This is a genomic window from Burkholderia sp. A9, assembly GCF_000801975.1.
The window spans coordinates 38,176-56,390 of sequence record NZ_JSZN01000039.1; the positions used below are offsets into that span (position 1 = coordinate 38,176).

The window sequence follows — 18,215 nt, forward strand, 5'->3', positions numbered from 1 at the left end:
GCGTATGCGCCCCGTTGCGCGTCAGGTCCGGCCGAGCGCCGTGCCGAGCGCTTCGGACGCCGCGGTCAGGTCCGGCGGCGCCACCCCCGCCGCGATCTTCAGCAGCGCGGCGCGCAGCATGTCGGACGCGCGGCGCTGCACGTCGAGGCCGTCGCCGGCGAGCCGCACGCCGTGCGCGGCGCGGCGCCACGCCAGCCCCAGCGTATCGGCCAGCAGCGCTGTGTGGCCGAGCCCGAGCGCGCACGCGGCGGTACCGACCCGATAACCGGCGGCGGAGGCGCGCCAGGCAGCCCCCGCATCGGCCGCGACCGGATCGGCCGCGAGATCGGCCATCGACGCGTCGGCGGTCTGCAGGAAATCCTCATAGGCATGCGCGTTGACGGTCACGACACCGAGCGTGCGGGTGGGCGCCGTCGCGACCGCGTCTTGCTCGGCCCGCGCGGCGTCGGCCTCCCACAACGCTTCCGAGGCGGGCGTGCCGGCGACGTGCCAGTCCACGGTCAGCCCGTAGTCGTGCAGCACGTCGACGAACGCGACATCCTCGGCGGCCGCGCCGAACAGCGCGAAATCGCGCCACAACAGCGCAAGCGTCTCGCGCACGAACTCGGGCGGCGCGCTGCGGCGGCCCTGCGCGTGCTCGCCGAGCAGCAGGTTGGTCCGGGCGAGGAAACGTTTCAGTTCGGGTGCGGCGCTGGCACGCAGCGCGCGCAGGCAGGCGGCGGCGAGCCGCCAGTAGTCGTACGGGGCGCCGTCGGCCAGCGCGGCCAGGGTCGCATCGAGTTCGTCGAGTGCCGCGTCCGGCGTGCCGTGCGGTGCGCGCAGCACGCCGAGCAGCGCCTGCTCGTAGCGGGCCCGCGCCCGGGTCGCGAACGCGTCGGGCAACGCACGCAGCGTCGCTGCCGGCACCGCGCGCCCGACGAGTGCCAGCACGTCGAGCGGCACGTTCGCGCGCAAGTCCGCCGCGCCTTGTGTGCGCAGCGTACGGAAATGTCCGAACAGAACAGGCGAGCAGGCCAGCTCGCGCAGGTTGTGGCGTCCGACCGCCGCCCGGAAATCGTCCAGCGCGACGCGCCAGGCGGCACCGGCCGGTTCGGCGACGACGAGCGGCGCCGCGGCGGTCAATTGCCCGGCGAAACGCGCGGCCGGCAGCCAGCCGGCTTCGGCCAGCACGGCAGCCGCGGCCGACAGCGGCGTTGCCGCGTCATCGCGACGCTCGAATGCGTCGGCGGCCGCCGCGAGCCACGCGTCGGCCGAGCGCACGGCCCCGCCACGCGGGTTGGGCAGTGCGTCAGGGTGGGGAACGTTCGCCGGATCGGACGTCATGGACACGCGCACCTGTCATCGTCGAGTCGCTCGCGCCGGCCGCGGCGCGCAAGCGCCGGGCAACCGCGAGGCCGGAGCGGTGTGTCCGTGGGCCAGGGGTCCGGTCAGATCTGGACCATCTCGAAGTCTTCCTTGCGGGCGCCGCATTCGGGGCACGTCCAGTTGATCGGGACGTCTTCCCAGCGCGTGCCCGGGGCGATGCCCTCTTCGGGCAGCCCAGCTTCTTCGTCATAAATCCAGCCACAAATCAGGCACATCCAGCTCTTGTATTCCATCTTAAGCCGCGTCGGGAAAGTCGGTAAATTCGGGAGCCATGATGGTACCGTGTCGGGGCCGGACTGCCTAGCAATCGCAATGGAGTACGGCGACTACGTTGCGCTGCGCTAAAAAATCCGTCGTGCGGGCCGGATTCCGCCGCATAATGGCTGCAAAGTGCGGCCTGCCGGGCAACACAGGGCAAAAAAAGGCCCACTCGCCCCGCCGTCCGCATCTCCGTCGCTTCCCCGTTTTTTCTTGCCCCATTTTTACATGTCCAGCAACGCCCCTCCGATCGTCCTCACCTTCGGCCTGTCCGATCCCACCGGCGGCTCCGGCCTCCAAGCCGATCTGATGACCCTGGCGAGCATGGGCTGTCACGGCGTATCCGTCCTGACGGGCTATACCGTGCGCGACTCGGCCGCCTGCGACGAAGTGACCGGCCTCGATCCCGATGTCGTCGCCGCCCAGGCGCGCATGCTGCTCGAGGACATGCCGGTTGCCGCGTTCAAGATCGGCGCGGCGACGCGCGCGGAAGTCGTGAGCGCGATCGCCGAAGTGGTCGCCGACTACGACGGCGTGCCGCTCGTGCTCGCGCCGGACTTCACGCTCGACGACGAGCACGTCCTTGCCGCCGACGACCTGCGCGAATCGATCGCCGACCTGCTCGCGCCGCAAACGACGCTGCTGGTCGCCGACTACGCGACGCTGATCGCGCTCGCGCAGCCGGACGGCGATGCCGAGGCGCCAAATCTCGACGCGGCCGTGTCGCACCTGCTGTCGCAGGGCTGCGAATACATCCTGTCGTCGGAGACGGGCTCGCACCGGCTCGTCAACACGCTGTACGGCGAGGAAGGCCAGCTTCGCGAAGACATGTGGGATCGCTCGCCGCACCGGCTGATGGGCATCACCGACACGCTCGGCGCGGCGATCGCCGCGCTGCTCGCCAATGGCCAGGAGCCGCCCGAAGCGGTTCGCGAAGCGCAGGAGTACCTGTACCAGGCGGTACGCGACGCGTTCCGGCCCGGCATGGGCGCGTACCTGCCCGACCGGTTCTTCTGGGCCCGCAGCAATGACGATGCGGATACGCCGCCGGCCGTGAAGGCCGATCCGGTGCCGAGGACTTCGCACCGGCATTGACGCACGCATGGCGGCCCTGCGCCGCCGTCGCGCGCGCCTGATCATCGCTTCGGGGCGGCACGGCCGCCCCTTTTCGTGCGCGTCGCGAATTCCGCGCGCGCAAATAAAAAAAGACCCGCATCGCTGCGGGTCTTTTCTTTTGGCTGGAACGCGCATCGCTGCGCGTTCCGGACACCATCGACCGAAGTCGATTACATGTCCATGCCCATGCCGCCCATGCCGCCCGGCATGCCGCCGGCCATCGGTGCGTCTTCCTTCGGCAGTTCTGCGACAGCTGCGTCCGTCGTCAGCAGCAGGCCTGCAACCGAAGCTGCGTTCTGCAGTGCGGTGCGCGTGACCTTGGTCGGGTCGACGACGCCGGCTTCAACCATGTCGACGTACTCGCCCGTTGCTGCGTTGTAGCCGTAGTTGCCCGTGCCTGCAGCAACTGCCGCCACCACGACGCTGGCTTCTTCGCCGCCGTTCGTGACGATCTGGCGCAGCGGCTCTTCCATTGCGCGCAGCACGATCTTGATGCCGGCGTTCTGGTCGGCGTTCGCGCCGGTCAGGGCTGCGATCGCGGTGCGAGCGCGGATCAGCGCAACGCCGCCGCCTGCCACGATGCCTTCTTCCACAGCTGCGCGCGTTGCGTGCAGTGCGTCTTCGACACGTGCCTTCTTTTCCTTCATTTCGACTTCGGTCGCAGCACCGACCTTGATCACTGCCACGCCGCCGGCCAGCTTGGCCACGCGCTCTTGCAGCTTTTCACGGTCGTAGTCCGACGTCGCTTCTTCGATTTGCGTGCGAACTTGCTTGACGCGCGCTTCGATGTTCACGGCTTCGCCTGCGCCGTCGATGATCGTCGTGTTTTCCTTGCCCACTTCGATGCGCTTCGCCTGGCCCAGTTCTGCCAGCGTTGCCTTCTCGAGCGTCAGGCCGGTTTCTTCCGCGACGACTTGACCGCCGGTCAGGATCGCGATGTCTTCCAGCATGGCCTTGCGGCGATCGCCGAAGCCCGGCGCCTTGACCGCAACGGTCTTCAGGATGCCGCGGATGTTGTTGACGACCAGCGTTGCGAGCGCTTCGCCTTCGACGTCTTCAGCGATGATCAGCAGCGGACGGCCAGCCTTCGCGACTTGCTCGAGCACCGGCAGCAGATCACGGATGTTCGACACCTTCTTGTCGTGCAGCAGCACGAACGGGTTGTCGAGGACGGCGACTTGCTTGTCCGGGTTGTTGATGAAGTACGGCGACAGGTAGCCGCGGTCGAACTGCATGCCTTCGACGACGTCGAGTTCGTCGGCGAGCGACTTGCCGTCTTCGACGGTGATCACGCCTTCCTTGCCGACCTTGTCCATCGCTTCAGCGATGCGATCGCCGATCGACGTGTCGCTGTTCGCCGAGATCGAGCCGACCTGTGCGATTTCCTTGTTCGTCGTGCACGGCTTGCTGATCTTCTTCAGCTCTTCGACAGCCGCTGCGACTGCCTTGTCGATGCCGCGCTTCAGGTCCATCGGGTTCATGCCCGATGCGACGTACTTCATGCCTTCGCGAACGATCGATTGCGCGAGGACGGTTGCCGTCGTCGTGCCGTCGCCTGCGTTGTCGCTGGTCTTGGAAGCCACTTCCTTGACCATTTGCGCGCCCATGTTCTGGAGCTTGTCCTTCAGCTCGATTTCCTTCGCGACCGACACACCGTCCTTGGTGACCGTCGGGCCGCCGAAGCTGCGCTCGAGCACGACGTTGCGGCCCTTCGGACCCAGCGTGACCTTGACTGCGTTGGCGAGAATGTTCACGCCTTCGACCATCTTCGAACGGGCGGAATCGCCGAATACGACGTCTTTAGCTGCCATCTTCTAACTCCTTGAATTCTTGGGAATATGTACCGTCGGTGGACGCTTACTGCGCGTTGACCACGGCCATGATGTCTTCTTCGCGCATGACCAGCAGTTCCTGGCCGTCGACCTTGACGGTCTGACCAGCGTACTTGCCGAACAGGACGCGATCGCCGACCTTCACGTCGAGCGCGATCGCCGCGCCCTTGTCGTCGCGCTTGCCCGGGCCGACCGCGAGGATCTCGCCTTGATCCGGCTTCTCAGCAGCAGCTTCGGGGATCACGATGCCCGAGGCGGTCTTGGTTTCCTGATCCAGGCGCTTGACGATCACGCGATCGTGCAAAGGACGAAGGTTCATATTCACTCCTCTCTTGACTGAGATTGAAGAACGCTTAGGGAATCTGCCCGGCGGATCGCCCGGCAGAGAATTGTTAGCACTCTCGTGCAGCGAGTGCTAATTATATGGACGGGTTTTGACAAATTCAAGAAGGGGAACCCGACGAATTTTCGCGGCGGCAAAGCGCCGGGCAAACCACACGAAACCAGAGAAAACCCCTTTAAAAACAAAATCCTGAGCAATCCGCATCGGCATGATCGGCGCGCGCGCGGCGCCCTGAAAATCATTCAGCCCCGTTTTGACACCGGGTAAGCACGGAGTTCCGGCGGCCGGCGACGTCGCAAGAAAAAACCTGCGCGAGCGCCGGAGCCGTCCATCGCAACACCCGCTTCGCGCACGTCGGACTCCCCTCGCGCCGGGCTCCTCGCCGCGCCATCGATCCGGATCGATTCATTCATTTTTATTACGCCGATCTTACAGTTTATCTCGACACAAAACGTGCTCGACGCCCATCCGTAAGCCGCCCCATTACATTCAGTAATTTAGATGCGAATCATTCTCGTTTACATTGACTTTCGCATTTGACACTTCTACGATGCGCCGCGTTGCGTTCATCTTCGTGCCCTGGCCAAACGGTGCCGAGCGTCCGGACAGCGACCGACATGCAGGACTCCACACTAAATAGAACCAGGGATTTGATATGAAGTTTGCGTCGTTCCAGGGAGACAGCCTCCGCGCCCGGATGCGTCCCGCCGCGTGCGCGGCCCTCGTCGCCGGCGCGGCGCTCGCCAGCGCTGCCGCTTACGCGGACACGCCGGTCGACGCGCAACCCGAAGCGCCCGAGGCCGACCTCGCGATCCAGGCGAAGCCGACCAACATGCTGACCGGCATCTGGACCCGCCAGAACCTGCTCGGCGACATGGGCGGCATCCGCCCGTGGCTCGGCAAGTACGGCGCGACGCTGCAGATCACCGAAACCAGCGAATACCTCGCGAACCTGCGCGGCGGCCTGAACCGCGGCGGCACCTACGACGGGCTGACGACGGCCACGCTGACGGTCGACACGCAGAAGGCGATCGGCCTGCCCGGCGGCACGTTCAACGTTAGCGCGCTGCAGATCCACGGCCGCAACCTGAGCGCGGCGAACCTCGGCACGCTCAACACCGCGAGCGGCATCGAGGCGCAGGACACGACGCGCCTGTGGGAGCTGTGGTACCAGCAGTCGTTCCTCGACAAGCGCGTCGACGTGAAGATCGGCCAGCAGAGCCTGGACCAGGAATTCATGGTCAGCACGTACGCGAACGGCTTCGTCAACACGATGTTCGGCTGGCCCGCGCTGCCGTCGTACGACCTGCCGAGCGGCGGCCCCGCGTATCCGCTCGCCGGCCTCGGCGTGCGCGTGCGCGGCCAGATCACGCCGAAGCTCACCGCGCTCGCGGGCGTGTTCGACGGCGATCCGCTCGGCAACAACCCGAACAACCTCAGCGGCACGAACTTCAACCTGCACAACGGCACGCTCTACATCGGCGAGTTGCAGTACGCGCTGAACCAGCCGTCCGACGGCGAGATGGACACCGGCCGCTCGGCCGGGCTGCCGGGCACCTACAAGATCGGCGTCTGGTATCACAACGGCCGCTTCGCGGACCAGAACGTCGGCACCGACGGGCTGTCGCTCGCGGATTCCGCCTCGAACGGCAACGCGCAGCAGCATCACGGCAACTACAGCTTCTACGCGGTGGCCGACCAGATGATCTGGCGCCCCGACCCGAGCGGCCCGAGAAGCCTCGGCGTGTTCGCGCGCGTGATGGGCGCGCCGGGCGATCGCAACCTCGTGAGCTTCGCGGCCAACGCGGGCGTCGTGCTGAAGGCGCCGTTCGCCGGCCGCGACAACGACAGCGTCGGCCTCGCCGTCACGTACATCCAGGTCGGCAGCCACGTGACCGACCTCGACCAGGCCGCGCAGCAGGCCGCGGCCAGCCCGTACGGCGTGCGCACCCGCGAGACGACGCTCGAAGCGACCTACCAGTACCAGGTCAACCCGTGGTGGATCGTCCAGGCCGACGCGCAGTACACGTTCAATGCCGGCGCCGGCCAGAACCCCAACGACGCAACCCAGCCGCTGCGCAACACGTTCGTGCTCGGCGCGCGTACGACGATCACGTTCTGAGCGACGCGCCCACGCCACCCGCACCTGTCGCCCATTTTCGCGCGCCGCCCGGGCGGCGTGCTCCCCAGGAGACTCACATGATCCAATCCGCCCCGCTTCGCCGCCTCGCGACGGGCGCACTGGCCGCCGCCGCGCTGACGGCCGCCGCCGGCGCACTCGCCGAGCCGCAAGGTTTCCTCGAGACCCTGCATCGCCACACCACGCTCGTCAACACGGTGCCGGACAACGGCGACCAGAACCCGTACGCGATCGCGGTCGCGCCGGTGTCGGCCGGCACGATCCAGGCGGGCGACGTGCTCGTCGACAACTTCAACAACTCGGCGAACCTGCAGGGCACCGGCAGCACGATCGTCAACTACCGCCCGTCGACGAAGCAACTGAGTCTGTTCGCATCGATCCCGCGCGACCTGAAGGCATGCCCGGGCGGCGTCGGCCTGTCGACGGCAATGACGATGCTGAAATCCGGCTGGGTGATCGTCGGCAGCACGCCGAGCAACGACGGCACGACGAACACCAAGGGCGCCGGCTGCCTGATCGTGCTCGATCCGCAGGGCAAGATCGCGTCGACGTGGTCGACCCCGAACATCAACGACCCGTGGGGCAACATGGCCGTGGTCGACCGCGGCGACAGCGCGACGCTGTTCGTCAGCATGGCCGGCTTCGGCGTCGGCGGCGCGGACGGCAATCCGCCCGTCTACAAGCAGGCGACCGTGCTGCGCCTCGATCTCGACGTGCCGGCCGGCAAGCCGCCCGTCATCAAGCAGGAAACGATCGTCGCGAGCGGCCTCGGCGCGCAGGCCGACAAGGGTGTGTTCCTGGTCGGCCCGACCGGCCTCGCGTTGTCCGGCGACCAGAAGAAGCTGTACGTGTCGGACGCGATCGGCAACCGGATCGTCGAGATCGACGACCCGCTCACGCGCGAGACCAGCGCGGGCGTCGGCCGCCAGATCACCGCCGACGGCTTCCTGCGCCGTCCGCTCGCGCTCGCGACCGCACCGAACGGCCACCTGCTCGCGACCAACGCGCAGAACGGCCAGGTCGTCGAGATCGACCCGGTCGCCGGCAAGCAGATCTACGCACGCTGGATCAATACCGACAAGGCGCAGACGCCCCCCGGCAACGGCAACCTGTTCGGCATCGCAATGACGCCTGAAGGCGACGGCTTCTACTACGTCGCGGACGACGTCAACACGCTGTTGCTCGCGAAGTAATGGAGCCCACCATGGCAGACGATTCCAATCAGCCACCACGCCCCGCGCGGCGCGGTTTCCTGAAGGCGGGCGGCGCCGCAGTGGCCGCCGGCCTCGCAGCGGCATCGATCCCGGCCGCGAAGGCCGCGGATGCGCCCGCCGCCGCGCACGACGGCGTCGAGCCGTTCTACGGCCAGCACCAGAGCGGCATCGCGACGCCGCAGCAGCGCCACGCGTATTTCGCGGCGCTCGACCTGACGACGGCCCAGCGCGCGGACGTCATTGCGCTGCTGAAGACCTGGACCGACGCTGCCGCGCGGATGACGCGCGGCGACACCGCGCAACCGCTCGCCGTGACGGGCAGCGACGATGTCGCGCCGGCCGACGGGGGCGACGCGCTCGGCCTCGGCCCCGCGCGCCTGACCATCACGTTCGGCTTCGGGCCCGGCCTGTTCGCGCTCGCGGGCAAGGATCGCTACGGCCTCGCGAAACATCGCCCCGCCGCGCTCGTCGACCTGCCGCGTTTCAACGGCGATCAGTTGCTGCCCGAGAAAACCGGCGGCGACCTGTTCATCCAGGCGTGTGCAGACGACGCACAGGTCGCGTTCCACGCCGTGCGCCAGCTCGTGCGCCTTGGCGCGAAGGCGACGCAGATGCGCTGGGGCCAGGCCGGCTTCACGTCGGGCAAGCCCGGCGAGACGCCGCGCAACCTGATGGGCTTCAAGGACGGCACGATGAATCCGCCGATGTCCGATCCGGCCGCGATGAATGAATTCGTGTGGGCCGGCAGCGAAGGCCCCGCGTGGATGAACGGCGGCACCTACACGGTCGTGCGCCGGATCCGCATCACGCTCGAGCACTGGGATAACACGGAGCTCGGCTTCCAGGAGCAGGTGGTCGGCCGCCACAAATACAGCGGCGCGCCGCTCGGCCAGAAGCACGAGTTCGAGGCGCTCGATCTCGATGCGGCCGACAAGGACGGCAACCCGGTGATCCCCGACAACGCTCACGCGCGCCTCGCATCGCCGCAGCTCAACAACGGCGCGCAGATCCTGCGCCGCGCGTATTCGTACAACGACAGCGCGAACTTCTACATCGAGCGCTGGCCGCCGTGGCGCCAGCAGACCGAGTACGACGCGGGGCTGATGTTCGTCGCGCACCAACGCGACCCGCGCCGCGGCTTCATCCCGATCAACGAGAAGCTCGCGAAGCTGGACATCATGAACCAGTTCACCACGCACGTCGGCAGCGCGATCTTCGCGTGCCCGCCGGGCGCGCAACCGGGTTCATACATCGGCGCCGCACTGTTCGAAGCATGACGGTGCGACGACGTACGACGCACTCCTTCCCGGTCCGTCCGGATGCAACCTACGACCACGACATGAACACTTCACCCGTTAGCCGCCCGCTGCGGCACCTGATCTCGGCGGCCGCCGCCGCGCTGATGCTGAGCTGCGCACTGCATGCGATGCCCGCGCGCGCGGCCACGCTGACGCTGTACAACGCGCAGCACGAGCAGGTCGTCAACCAGCTCGTCAAGGACTTCGAAGCACAGAGCGGCATCACCGTGAAGGTGCGCTCCGGCGAAGGCCCGGCGCTTGCCGCGCAGCTGGTCGCGGAAGGCGACCGCACGCCGGCCGACGTGTACTTCACCGAGAACTCGCCCGAACTCGTGCTGCTCGATCACAAGGGCCTGCTCGCGAAGACCGGCGGCGCCGCGCTGCAGGCCGTGCCCGCGCGCTTCAATCCGGCCGACGGCAACTGGGTCGGCGTGCTCGCGCGCGAGAACGTGCTCGTCTACAACACCGCGAAAACCCAGCCGCAGCAGTTGCCCGCGTCGCTGCTCGACCTTGCGCAGCCCGAGTGGAAGGGCAAGGTCGGCATCGCGCCGAGCGACGCCGACTTCCTGCCGGTCGTCAGCGCCGTGCTCGCGCTGCACGGCGAGGCCGCGACGCTGCAATGGCTGAAGGGCCTGAAGACCAACGCGCAGATCTTCGACGACGACGAAGGCGTGACGGCGGCCGTCAACCGCGGCGGGGTCGTGACCGGCATCATCAACAACTACTACTGGGACCGTCTGCACGCCGAACTCGGCGACAAGTCGACCCGCAGCGCGATCCACCACTTCGGCAACGGCGACGTGGGTGCGGCCGTGAACGTGTCGGGCGTCGCGGTGCTGAAGGCCTCGAAGCGCCAGCCGGAAGCGCAGAAGTTCGTCGAGTATCTGGTCAGCGAGCGCGCGCAGAAGCTGATGGCCGGTGGCCACGTCAGCTTCGAATATCCGCTGCGCCCCGGCGTCGCACCCGATCCGATCCTGAAGCCGTTCAATGAACTGCACCCACCGGCGCTGACCTTCGATCAGCTCGGCGACGACAGCCAGGCCGGCAAGCTGCTGCGCCAGGCCGGCCTGCTCTGACCATGAGCGACGCCGTGTCCCGCACGGCCCGCGCCACGCACGACGGCGAGCGCACCGCGACGCGGCGGCGCCCGTCGCGTGCGCTCGTCGCGGCGGCCGCGTGCGGGCCGCTCGCGATCCTGCTGCCGCTCGGCTTCACGCTGTACCGCGCCGCGACCTTCGGCGTCGACGACGCGCTCGAGCTGCTGTGGCGGCCGCTCGTCGGCGAACTGCTCGTCAATACGCTGTCGATCACGGTGGCCGCCACCGTCGCGTGCGCGCTGCTCGGCACGGCGCTCGCGTGGTTCATCGAACGCACCGACCTGCCGGCGCGGCCGCTGTGGAGCGCGCTCGCCGCCGCACCGCTCGCGGTGCCACCGTTCATCACGAGCTACGCGTGGGTGTCGCTGAGCCTCGACCTGCAGGATTTCACCGGCGCGCTGATCGTGCTGACGTCCGCGTACTTTCCGCTCGTCTACCTGCCGGTGGCGGCCGCGTTGCGCGAACTCGATCCCGCGCTCGAGGAAAGCGCGCGCACGCTCGGCTGCTCGCCGTGGCATACCTTCTTGCGCGTCGTGCTGCCGCAGCTGCGCCCCGCGCTGTGCGGCGGCATGCTGCTCGTCGCGCTCGGCGTGCTGTCCGAGTTCGGCGCGTTCCAGCTGCTGCGCTTTCGCACGTTCACGACCGAGATCTACGCGGAATACCGCACCGCGTTCGACGGCGGCGGCGCATCGCTGCTCGGCTGCGTGCTGATCGCGCTGTGCCTGCTGTGTCTCGCGATCGAGGCCCGCGCGCGCGGCCATGCACGCTACGGCCATACGCACCGCGCCGCGCGCCGCGGCGCGATGCGCTATCCGCTCGGGCGCCTGCGCGGCCCCGCCGTCGCGGCATTCGCCGCGCTGTCGGCCGCAACGCTCGGCGTGCCGCTCGCGATGATCGGCTACTGGCTCACGCAACAGGGCGCGGCGGCCGTCACGCCGGCCGACGTGTCGCCCGAGCTGCTGCTGCAGACCACGCTCGCCTCGGCCGGCTACGGCCTCGCGGCAGCGGCCGTCACGACGCTGCTCGCGCTGCCGCTCGCATTCCTGCTGGTACGCCATCCCGGCCGCGTCGCGACGCTGCTCGAACGCACGGCGATGACCGTGCAGGGCGTGCCGGGCATCGTCGTCGCGCTCGCGATCGTGTCGATCACGGTGCGACTGCTGCAGCCGCTGTACCAGAGTGCGCCGGCGCTGGTCGCCGCGTACGCGATCCTGTTCCTGCCGCTCGCGACCGTGAGCGTGCGCGCGGCGCTGTCGCACGTGCAGGTCCGCCTCGAGGAAACCGCGCGATCGCTCGGCCTCGGCTGGCGCGCGACGCTGGCGCGCGTGGTGCTGCCGCTTGCTGCGCCCGGTCTCGGCGCGGCCGCGACGATGGTATTCATCTCGGTCGTGACGGAGTTGAACGCGACGCTGCTGCTGTCGCCGATCGGCACCCGCACGCTCGCGACGCAGGTATGGAGCGATACGGCGACGCTCGCGTTCGCGGCCGCCGCGCCGTATGCGGCGCTCCTCGTCGCGCTGTCGCTGGGCGCATCGGGACTGCTGTTCCTGCTGCTCGGCCGCGCGTCGGTGCGTCACTGAACGTGCCGCCCTCCTTTCCCCGGAACCGCCCATGAGCGAACTACGCATCCACGGCCTGTCGAAATCATTCGGATTCCATACCGTCCTGAACGACATCGATCTCACGGTGCGACGCGGCTCGCGGCTCGCGCTGCTCGGCCCGTCCGGCAGCGGCAAGACGACGCTGCTGCGCGTGCTGTGCGGCTTCGAGCACGCCGAACGCGGCACCGTCGAGATCGACGGCCGGCGCGTGGCCGCGCCCGGCCTGCACCTGCCGCCCGAGCAGCGCCGGATCGGCTACGTGCCACAGGAAGGCGCGCTGTTCCCGCATCTGTCGGTCGCCGACAACATCGCGTTCGGGCTGCCGCGCGCGGCGCGCCGGCGCCATCATCGCGTCGACGAACTGCTCGAGATGGTCGGGTTGCCCGCGTCGTATGCGAGCCGCGTGCCGCAGCAGCTGTCCGGCGGGCAGCAGCAGCGGGTCGCGCTGGCGCGCGCGCTCGCGCCCGAACCGTCGCTCGTGATCCTCGACGAGCCGTTCTCCGCGCTCGATACCTCGCTGCGGCACGAAACGCGCAGCGCGGTCGCCGATGCGCTCGCCGCGGCCGGCGCGACGTCGGTGCTCGTCACGCACGATCAGCCCGAGGCGATGACGCTGGGCGATGAAGTCGCGGTGATGTGGCAGGGGCGGCTCGTGCAGACGGCCGCGCCGCAGACGCTGTACCGGCAGCCCGTCACACGCGACGTCGCGTCGTTCGTCGGGCAGGCCGTGTTGCTCGCGGGCCACGTGCGCGAGGGGCGCATCGCATGCGCGCTCGGTGCGCTGCCGCTCGTCGCGCCACTGCCCGACGGGCCGGCCGACGCGATGCTGCGCCCCGAGCAGATCGGCATCGTGCCGGCCGCGCATGCCGATGCGGCACGCGCTCATGCCGCGCGGGTCGAAGCCACGCAGTTCGCCGGGCAGGACGCCGACGTGCTGGTGCGCCTCGACGCCGATGCCGACGCACGCGTGCGCGCACGCGTGCCAGGGCACCGGTGTCCGGCCGTCGGCGAGCGCGTCGCGCTCGTCGTCGACGGTGCAGTGATGGCGTACCCGCGCTGACGGGCGCGCCGGGTTCAGGCGTCGGCGCAGTCCGCGCCGTCGACCGGCCGGAAGGTTCGACCGTCCGCTTCGACTTCGGCGCCCAGCCGGCGCGCGAGGCCTTGCGCGCCCGCGCGCATCACGACGTCGTGATTCCACCTGAACAACGGGCGCGCGAACGGCTCCAGCCAGTTCATCCAGCGCTCGCGCGTGCGGATGTGCCAGTCGTAGCGGACGACGGTGCGCGCATCGGTGCCGGCGAACGACCAGCGTCCATCGCCTTCGATCGCGCCGCTCGCGCGCCCTTCGAGCACATGGGGCCACTCGACGCGCAGCACGCGCATGTCGAAGGTCAGCCGGTACGGCAACGCCCCTTTCCAGGTATATCGCTGCAGCGCGCCGACGCCGTGCGCGTCGCCACGCTCGATCTCGACGGTCCGCACGGCGCCCTTCCACCAGTCGGGCCAGCGGTCGACCTGATAGATCGCGTCCCAGACCACCGCGAGCGGCGCGTCCACGTGCCAGGTCGTCGAAAACCGGTATTCCGCCATGCAGCCTCCGGCCTGAATCGGGATCAGGGGGCGAAAAAGCGTGCGGGAAACGCGACGTCGATCTCGACGTCGTCGAGCGTCACGGTTTCGAGCGGCTCGCCGTCGCCGTCCGCGAAGCTGACGACCTTCAGCGGAAAGCCGTCCTCGGCGTCCAGCCACAGCCGGTAGCGATGCACGCCGCCGACCACGTGCGCGGGCGCGCCCGTCACCGACACGCGTAGCGCGCTCCGGCCGCCGACGGTTTCCTCGCCTTCGGTCACCGTCGCGCCGCCCTGCTGCAACGCGTGGACGTTGCGCAGCAGTTCGCCGACGTCCGACCGGTCGACCCGGTGGCCGCTGCGGTCGCGCACGAGCGGATTGGACGGCGACAGCGTCAGCGCGGGCGGCGCATGCTCGCCGAACGGGCGCAGCCGGACCTTGCCGGCGTCGGGATCGTAGGCGAGCACCGCGCCGTGATGGGGTGACACGAAATCCATCCGGACGAAACCGGGTTTCAGGTACGCATAGCGGATTTCGGTATGCTCGCCGCTTCTGGCCGACGAGCGGATCGTCGCGCGGTACGAGTGGACGTGGTCGAAATGCGCCTGCGCGACGGTCACGGGGTCGGCTGTCATGCTCGCTCCTATCAGGCTCGCGGCCAGCAATGCGGCAATCATGGCGCCGCCTCGACGTCGAGCACGCCTTCCATCCCGCGCTCGCGATGGCTGCGGAACAACAACAGCCGATGCGTGCAATAGTAGGCGAAGCGGCCGGGCTCCGTCGGTGTGAAGCGCAGGATACGCGGCGTCGTGCTCAGGTCGGTATGGACCGCGATGCCGGCCTGCGGCGCATCGATTTCGAAACTGTGCGGCACGAGGCCCGGTTCGGCCGAGACGGTCAGTTCGACCGGCACGTGCGCTCTGACGATCACATGCTTCGGGCGAAAGAAATAGCTGCCGCCGACGATCGCCACCCGCTGCACTCCGTCGGCGTCGACCGGCACGCGCAGCGGCGCATCGCCGTCCGCCCGCGCGAACCCGGCGCCCGCAACGAGCACCACCGCTACCATCGCCGCCTTCGCTGCCCTCGCGTTCATCATTGGCTCCCTGCCGAGATCGCGCGCGTCAGCCCTTCCACGCGTCGGTCGGCCCGCCGAGCGCGCCGCATGCGTCGATCGCGAGCTCGCGCAGGCGTCGTTCGTCGGCGCGCCCGGACAACGCATAACCCATGCCGCGGTCCGACCAGAAATACGTGTAGCGGCCGTCGGCCGACATCGCCTGGGGCGCGAAGCGCCGCGCATCGTAGGCCGTCATGTACAGCGTCACGCGCTTGCCGTCCGCGCGCTGGTACATCAGTTGCACCGCCGGCCCCGCGTCGCCCGGCAGCAGCCGGCCACCCATCAATGCATAGCCATATTCGTCGAGCGACGGCGCGCGCACGGGCCGCCCGAGACGCACGGCCAGCCACGCGGCAAGGCGCGCCGGATCGCGGGCGTCAACCTCGACCGGGTGCTCCCGATCGGCCGCGTACACGGCGTACGCGACGTCCGCGCGCGCGGCGAATGCCGGCTCGACGCCGAATGTCGTCCAGCCCGCATGCAGCGCGACGCCGATCACCAGCCCTGCTGCCAGCCCCGCGCATGCATACGCGAAGCCGCGCCAGCGCGGCGCGCGGCGCTGCACGAACAGCGCGGGTGCGGCGCCCGGCAGCGGGAACAGCGCATGCAGTGCGTCGCGCTGCGCGCGGTAATGCGCGAACCGGTCGGCTTCCCGCGGATCGGACTGCAGCCGTTCGAGCACCTCGCGGCGCTCCTGCCCCGACAACTCGCCGTCGAGCAGCGCCGACAGCAGCCGGGCGGACGCATCGGCATCGTCGTCCCGATCGTTCGATGGTTTGTGCGGATCGTCCATCATGTCTTCCCGATCACCCGTAACGCGGCCGTGCCGCGCGCCGGCGGCTCGCCCGACAGCAACGCACGCATCTGCTCGCGCGCGCGCGACAGCCGCGACATCACCGTACCCACCGGCACGCCGAGCACCTGTGCGGCGTCGCGGTAGCTCAACTCCTCGAGCGCGACCAGCAGCAGCACCTCGCGCTGCTCGACGGGCAGCCGATACAGCGCGCGCTGCACGTCGCGCAGGATCAGGCCGCCGATCTCGTCGGCCGGCGCGGCCATCGTCTGCCACGGCGCCGTTGCATCGTCGACCGCGATCTCGTGCCGCGCGCGCAACTGGTCGATGAAGCGGTGGCGCAGCAGCGTCAGCAGCCACGCGCGCAGGTTGCCGCCGTCGCGCGGCGGCCGGTTCAGCGCACGCTCGAGCGTGTCCTGCACGAGATCATCGGCCCAGGCACGGTCGCCCGTCAGCGCGCGCGCATACCGCGTGAGATGCGGCAGCCACACCAGCAGATCGGATTCGTAGCTCATCCCGATGCCTCGCGCGTCGCCGCGCCGTCAGTCAATCAGGGACGCGCGACGTGCCACATCCCGCCGATCCCGTCGCCGCCCGTGTCGCCGGCCTTGCGGTCCATCTTCCAGCGATACAGCGGGCGGCCGTGGTACGCCCATTGCTTCTTGCCGTCGTCGCGCGCGACGAGGCTCAGTGCGCCCGACGCCTTGTCGTACCCGTCGGCGAGCGCCGGCGGCCAGTTGGCCGCGCACGAGCCGCTGCACGTGCTCTTGCCCGGCGCGTCGTGATCGAACACGTACAACGTCATGTGATCTTCATCGACCAGTTTCCCGTCTCCGACCTGCGGCGGTTCCGCGGCCGCGGGCCGGACGATTGCGGCCGTCAGCGCGACGGCGAACAGCATCGTCTTCATTCCCGTTCTCCTTGGCATGGCCTCACGGCACGGCGCTGCCGGACGGGACGATCGACTTCACGGTGATCATTATCCCGCCGCGCGTTCGCGCCGTGACTCGGTATGTAAACGGACGGGCGGGACCGCTTATTCCATGCCGACCCGCGATAGCCGGCGGCGGCCGCGCGCCGGCCATTCATCCGACGAAAAAATCGGGGACTCAAGAAAAACGCGGCATGACATCGCTGTCATGCCGCGTTGCGCGACCCGTTGCGCGCAGCAGCCGATATCTGGCCGCCGCCCGTTCCGGCCGGTTACTTCGGCAGTGCGCCCGTCACCGCCTGCAGCAGCGTCGACACCGGAGCGAGGGGGTTGTTCGCCGAACCGTTGCCCGAGTGCGGCGTGACCGACAGGCCCGGTGCGGAACCGAGCGCCGTGCCGACCGACGTGCCGACCGACGTGCCGGCCGCGTTGACGAGCGTCGCCGTCGCATTGCTGCCCGTCGACAGCAGCGAACCGGCTGCCCCCGCCGTGCTGCCCGCCGCGCTTGCGCCCGAGCCGAGCAGGCTGCCGCCCGCCGCAGCCGTCGAACCGGCCGCACCCGACAACGCGCCAGCCGCCTGCCCGAGGGCTGCCGGGCCGTTCGCGAGGGCCCCCGTCGCCGAACCGAGCGCACCGGTCAGTGCGCCGGCCGGGTTGCTGCCGCCGGTCAGGCCGCTGACGAGGTTCGTGATCGGCGCGATCGGGTTGCTGCCGCCTGCGCCCGACAGCGCGCCGACGACCTGGTTCACGACGCCTTGTACCGGCGCGAGCGGATTCGATCCGCCGAGGTTGCCGAGTGCGCCCGTCACCGAATTCACCGCATTGCTCAGTGCACCGGCCGGGTTGCTGCTGCCGAGGCTACCGACGACCTGGTTCACGACGCCTTGCACCGGCGCCAGCGGGTTCGTGCCGCCGAGGTTGCCGAGTGCGCCCGTCACCGAATTCACCGCGTTGCTCAGTGCGCCGGCCGCGTTGCTGCTGCCGAGCGTACTGACGACCTGGTTCACGACGCCCTGTACCGGCGCGAGCGGGTTCGATCCGCCGAGATTGCCGAGTGCGCCCGTCACCGAACCGAGCGCACCGCTCAGCGCGCCGGCCGCGTTACCGCCCGTCGGCAGCGCGTTCTGCAGGCCGCTGACGAGATTCGTGATCGGCGCGATCGGGCTGCCGGCGCCCGACAGCGTGCCGACGACCTGGTTCACGACACCCTGCACCGGTGCGAGCGGATTGGTGCCGCCGAGATTGCCGAACGCCCCCGTCACCGAGTTCACCGCGTTCGTCAGTGCACTGGCCGGGTCGCCGTTGCCGAGCGTTCCGGCGAGTTGCGTGACAGCACCCTGTACCGGCGCGAGCGGGCTCGACGCGCCACCGAGGTTGCCGAGCGCGCCCGTGATCGTATTGACCCCGTTGCTCAGCGCACCGGCCGGGTTGCCGCTGCCGAGCGTGCCCGTGACCTGGTCGACGACGTTCTGGATCGGCGCCAGCGGGTTGGTACCGCCGACGTTGCCCAGTGCGCCCGTGACCGTGCCGAGGGCGCCGGT

Annotated in this window: 17 protein-coding genes and 1 pseudogene; 7 read left to right on the forward strand and 11 right to left on the reverse strand. The window is 69.3% G+C overall.

Annotated elements, in window-relative coordinates; translation table 11 throughout:
- Positions 1-21 precede the first annotated feature (21 nt).
- Complete coding sequence (locus tag PI86_RS14815; protein ID WP_039323919.1) at positions 22-1,323, reverse strand: hypothetical protein; 1,302 nt, start codon at positions 1,321-1,323, stop codon at positions 22-24.
- A gap of 104 nt (positions 1,324-1,427) precedes the next feature.
- Positions 1,428-1,598, reverse strand: a complete 171-nt coding sequence (locus tag PI86_RS14820) for a rubredoxin (RefSeq protein ID WP_004186709.1) — start codon at positions 1,596-1,598, stop codon at positions 1,428-1,430.
- Positions 1,599-1,851: 253 nt separating this feature from the next.
- Here PI86_RS14820 and PI86_RS14825 point away from each other — a divergent pair, with 253 nt between their 5' ends.
- On the forward strand, positions 1,852-2,718 hold the full coding sequence (locus PI86_RS14825) for a hydroxymethylpyrimidine/phosphomethylpyrimidine kinase (protein WP_014897902.1): 867 nt from the start codon (positions 1,852-1,854) through the stop codon (positions 2,716-2,718).
- A 191-nt stretch (positions 2,719-2,909) separates the two neighbouring features.
- Here PI86_RS14825 and groL read toward each other — a convergent pair whose 3' ends face one another.
- Both groL and groES read right to left on the reverse strand, forming a co-directional pair.
- Positions 2,910-4,550 carry a chaperonin GroEL gene (gene groL, locus PI86_RS14830; RefSeq protein ID WP_014897903.1) on the reverse strand — a complete coding sequence of 547 codons (1,641 nt, stop codon included), beginning with the start codon at positions 4,548-4,550 and terminating at the stop codon, positions 2,910-2,912.
- Positions 4,551-4,596: 46 nt separating this feature from the next.
- Positions 4,597-4,890, reverse strand: a complete 294-nt coding sequence (gene groES / locus PI86_RS14835; protein ID WP_014897904.1) for a co-chaperone GroES — start codon at positions 4,888-4,890, stop codon at positions 4,597-4,599.
- A 679-nt stretch (positions 4,891-5,569) separates the two neighbouring features.
- Here groES and PI86_RS14845 point away from each other — a divergent pair.
- The 6 genes from PI86_RS14845 (at position 5,570) to PI86_RS14870 (ending at position 13,324) form a co-directional block, all read left to right on the forward strand.
- The gene (locus PI86_RS14845; RefSeq protein ID WP_039323954.1) at positions 5,570-7,036 is read left to right on the forward strand and encodes a carbohydrate porin; all 1,467 of its coding nucleotides are present in this window, start codon (positions 5,570-5,572) and stop codon (positions 7,034-7,036) included.
- A gap of 77 nt (positions 7,037-7,113) precedes the next feature.
- Positions 7,114-8,247: a hypothetical protein gene (locus PI86_RS14850; RefSeq protein WP_014897906.1), complete on the forward strand. Its 1,134-nt coding sequence runs from the start codon at positions 7,114-7,116 to the stop codon at positions 8,245-8,247.
- An 11-nt stretch (positions 8,248-8,258) separates the two neighbouring features.
- Positions 8,259-9,545: an iron uptake transporter deferrochelatase/peroxidase subunit gene (gene efeB / locus PI86_RS14855; protein ID WP_014897907.1), complete on the forward strand. Its 1,287-nt coding sequence runs from the start codon at positions 8,259-8,261 to the stop codon at positions 9,543-9,545.
- 62 nt (positions 9,546-9,607) lie between these two features.
- The gene (locus PI86_RS14860; RefSeq protein WP_039323957.1) at positions 9,608-10,642 is read left to right on the forward strand and encodes an iron ABC transporter substrate-binding protein; all 1,035 of its coding nucleotides are present in this window, start codon (positions 9,608-9,610) and stop codon (positions 10,640-10,642) included.
- Between the two features lie 2 nt (positions 10,643-10,644).
- Positions 10,645-12,243, forward strand: a complete 1,599-nt coding sequence (locus tag PI86_RS14865; RefSeq protein ID WP_039323959.1) for an ABC transporter permease — start codon at positions 10,645-10,647, stop codon at positions 12,241-12,243.
- Positions 12,244-12,274: 31 nt separating this feature from the next.
- Positions 12,275-13,324, forward strand: a complete 1,050-nt coding sequence (locus PI86_RS14870; protein WP_039323961.1) for an ABC transporter ATP-binding protein — start codon at positions 12,275-12,277, stop codon at positions 13,322-13,324.
- A gap of 14 nt (positions 13,325-13,338) precedes the next feature.
- Here the strand turns inward: PI86_RS14870 and PI86_RS14875 are convergent, their stop codons facing one another.
- The 7 genes and pseudogenes from PI86_RS14875 to PI86_RS14905 all read right to left on the reverse strand — a co-directional run.
- Positions 13,339-13,854 (reverse strand): SRPBCC family protein, encoded by a 516-nt coding sequence (locus tag PI86_RS14875; RefSeq protein WP_039323963.1) that lies wholly within the window; start codon positions 13,852-13,854, stop codon positions 13,339-13,341.
- Positions 13,855-13,877: 23 nt separating this feature from the next.
- Positions 13,878-14,510 carry a LolA family protein gene (locus PI86_RS14880; RefSeq protein WP_014897912.1) on the reverse strand — a complete coding sequence of 211 codons (633 nt, stop codon included), beginning with the start codon at positions 14,508-14,510 and terminating at the stop codon, positions 13,878-13,880.
- Positions 14,507-14,929: a quinol oxidase gene (locus PI86_RS14885; RefSeq protein ID WP_039323980.1), complete on the reverse strand. Its 423-nt coding sequence runs from the start codon at positions 14,927-14,929 to the stop codon at positions 14,507-14,509. Before PI86_RS14885 ends, PI86_RS14880 begins: the two co-directional genes overlap by 4 nt.
- Before the next feature lie 28 nt (positions 14,930-14,957).
- Positions 14,958-15,746 carry an anti-sigma factor family protein gene (locus tag PI86_RS14890; RefSeq protein WP_039323965.1) on the reverse strand — a complete coding sequence of 263 codons (789 nt, stop codon included), beginning with the start codon at positions 15,744-15,746 and terminating at the stop codon, positions 14,958-14,960.
- Positions 15,743-16,258 (reverse strand): sigma-70 family RNA polymerase sigma factor, encoded by a 516-nt coding sequence (locus tag PI86_RS14895; protein ID WP_014897915.1) that lies wholly within the window; start codon positions 16,256-16,258, stop codon positions 15,743-15,745. The genes PI86_RS14890 and PI86_RS14895 overlap by 4 nt, the downstream gene beginning before the upstream one ends.
- A 35-nt stretch (positions 16,259-16,293) precedes the next feature.
- Positions 16,294-16,653 carry a COG4315 family predicted lipoprotein gene (locus PI86_RS14900; protein WP_039323968.1) on the reverse strand — a complete coding sequence of 120 codons (360 nt, stop codon included), beginning with the start codon at positions 16,651-16,653 and terminating at the stop codon, positions 16,294-16,296.
- Positions 16,654-16,946: 293 nt separating this feature from the next.
- Positions 16,947-18,215, reverse strand: a pseudogene (locus tag PI86_RS14905) (hypothetical protein); the annotation flags it as partial.

Excerpts from the sequence above, each read along its gene's own strand:
- groES (WP_014897904.1), bottom strand. The coding sequence starts at position 4,890 with ATGAACCTTCGTCCTTTGCACGATCGCGTGATCGTCAAGCGCCTGGAT.
- PI86_RS14895 (WP_014897915.1), bottom strand. The coding sequence starts at position 16,258 with ATGAGCTACGAATCCGATCTGCTGGTGTGGCTGCCGCATCTCACGCGG.
- PI86_RS14885 (WP_039323980.1), bottom strand. The coding sequence starts at position 14,929 with ATGAACGCGAGGGCAGCGAAGGCGGCGATGGTAGCGGTGGTGCTCGTT.
- PI86_RS14870 (WP_039323961.1), top strand. The coding sequence starts at position 12,275 with ATGAGCGAACTACGCATCCACGGCCTGTCGAAATCATTCGGATTCCAT.
- efeB (WP_014897907.1), top strand. The coding sequence starts at position 8,259 with ATGGCAGACGATTCCAATCAGCCACCACGCCCCGCGCGGCGCGGTTTC.
- groL (WP_014897903.1), bottom strand. The coding sequence starts at position 4,550 with ATGGCAGCTAAAGACGTCGTATTCGGCGATTCCGCCCGTTCGAAGATG.
- PI86_RS14880 (WP_014897912.1), bottom strand. The coding sequence starts at position 14,510 with ATGATTGCCGCATTGCTGGCCGCGAGCCTGATAGGAGCGAGCATGACA.
- PI86_RS14865 (WP_039323959.1), top strand. The coding sequence starts at position 10,645 with ATGAGCGACGCCGTGTCCCGCACGGCCCGCGCCACGCACGACGGCGAG.
- PI86_RS14825 (WP_014897902.1), top strand. The coding sequence starts at position 1,852 with ATGTCCAGCAACGCCCCTCCGATCGTCCTCACCTTCGGCCTGTCCGAT.
- PI86_RS14890 (WP_039323965.1), bottom strand. The coding sequence starts at position 15,746 with ATGATGGACGATCCGCACAAACCATCGAACGATCGGGACGACGATGCC.
- PI86_RS14815 (WP_039323919.1), bottom strand. The coding sequence starts at position 1,323 with ATGACGTCCGATCCGGCGAACGTTCCCCACCCTGACGCACTGCCCAAC.
- PI86_RS14875 (WP_039323963.1), bottom strand. The coding sequence starts at position 13,854 with ATGGCGGAATACCGGTTTTCGACGACCTGGCACGTGGACGCGCCGCTC.
- PI86_RS14820 (WP_004186709.1), bottom strand. The coding sequence starts at position 1,598 with ATGGAATACAAGAGCTGGATGTGCCTGATTTGTGGCTGGATTTATGAC.
- PI86_RS14860 (WP_039323957.1), top strand. The coding sequence starts at position 9,608 with ATGAACACTTCACCCGTTAGCCGCCCGCTGCGGCACCTGATCTCGGCG.
- PI86_RS14845 (WP_039323954.1), top strand. The coding sequence starts at position 5,570 with ATGAAGTTTGCGTCGTTCCAGGGAGACAGCCTCCGCGCCCGGATGCGT.
- PI86_RS14850 (WP_014897906.1), top strand. The coding sequence starts at position 7,114 with ATGATCCAATCCGCCCCGCTTCGCCGCCTCGCGACGGGCGCACTGGCC.
- PI86_RS14900 (WP_039323968.1), bottom strand. The coding sequence starts at position 16,653 with ATGAAGACGATGCTGTTCGCCGTCGCGCTGACGGCCGCAATCGTCCGG.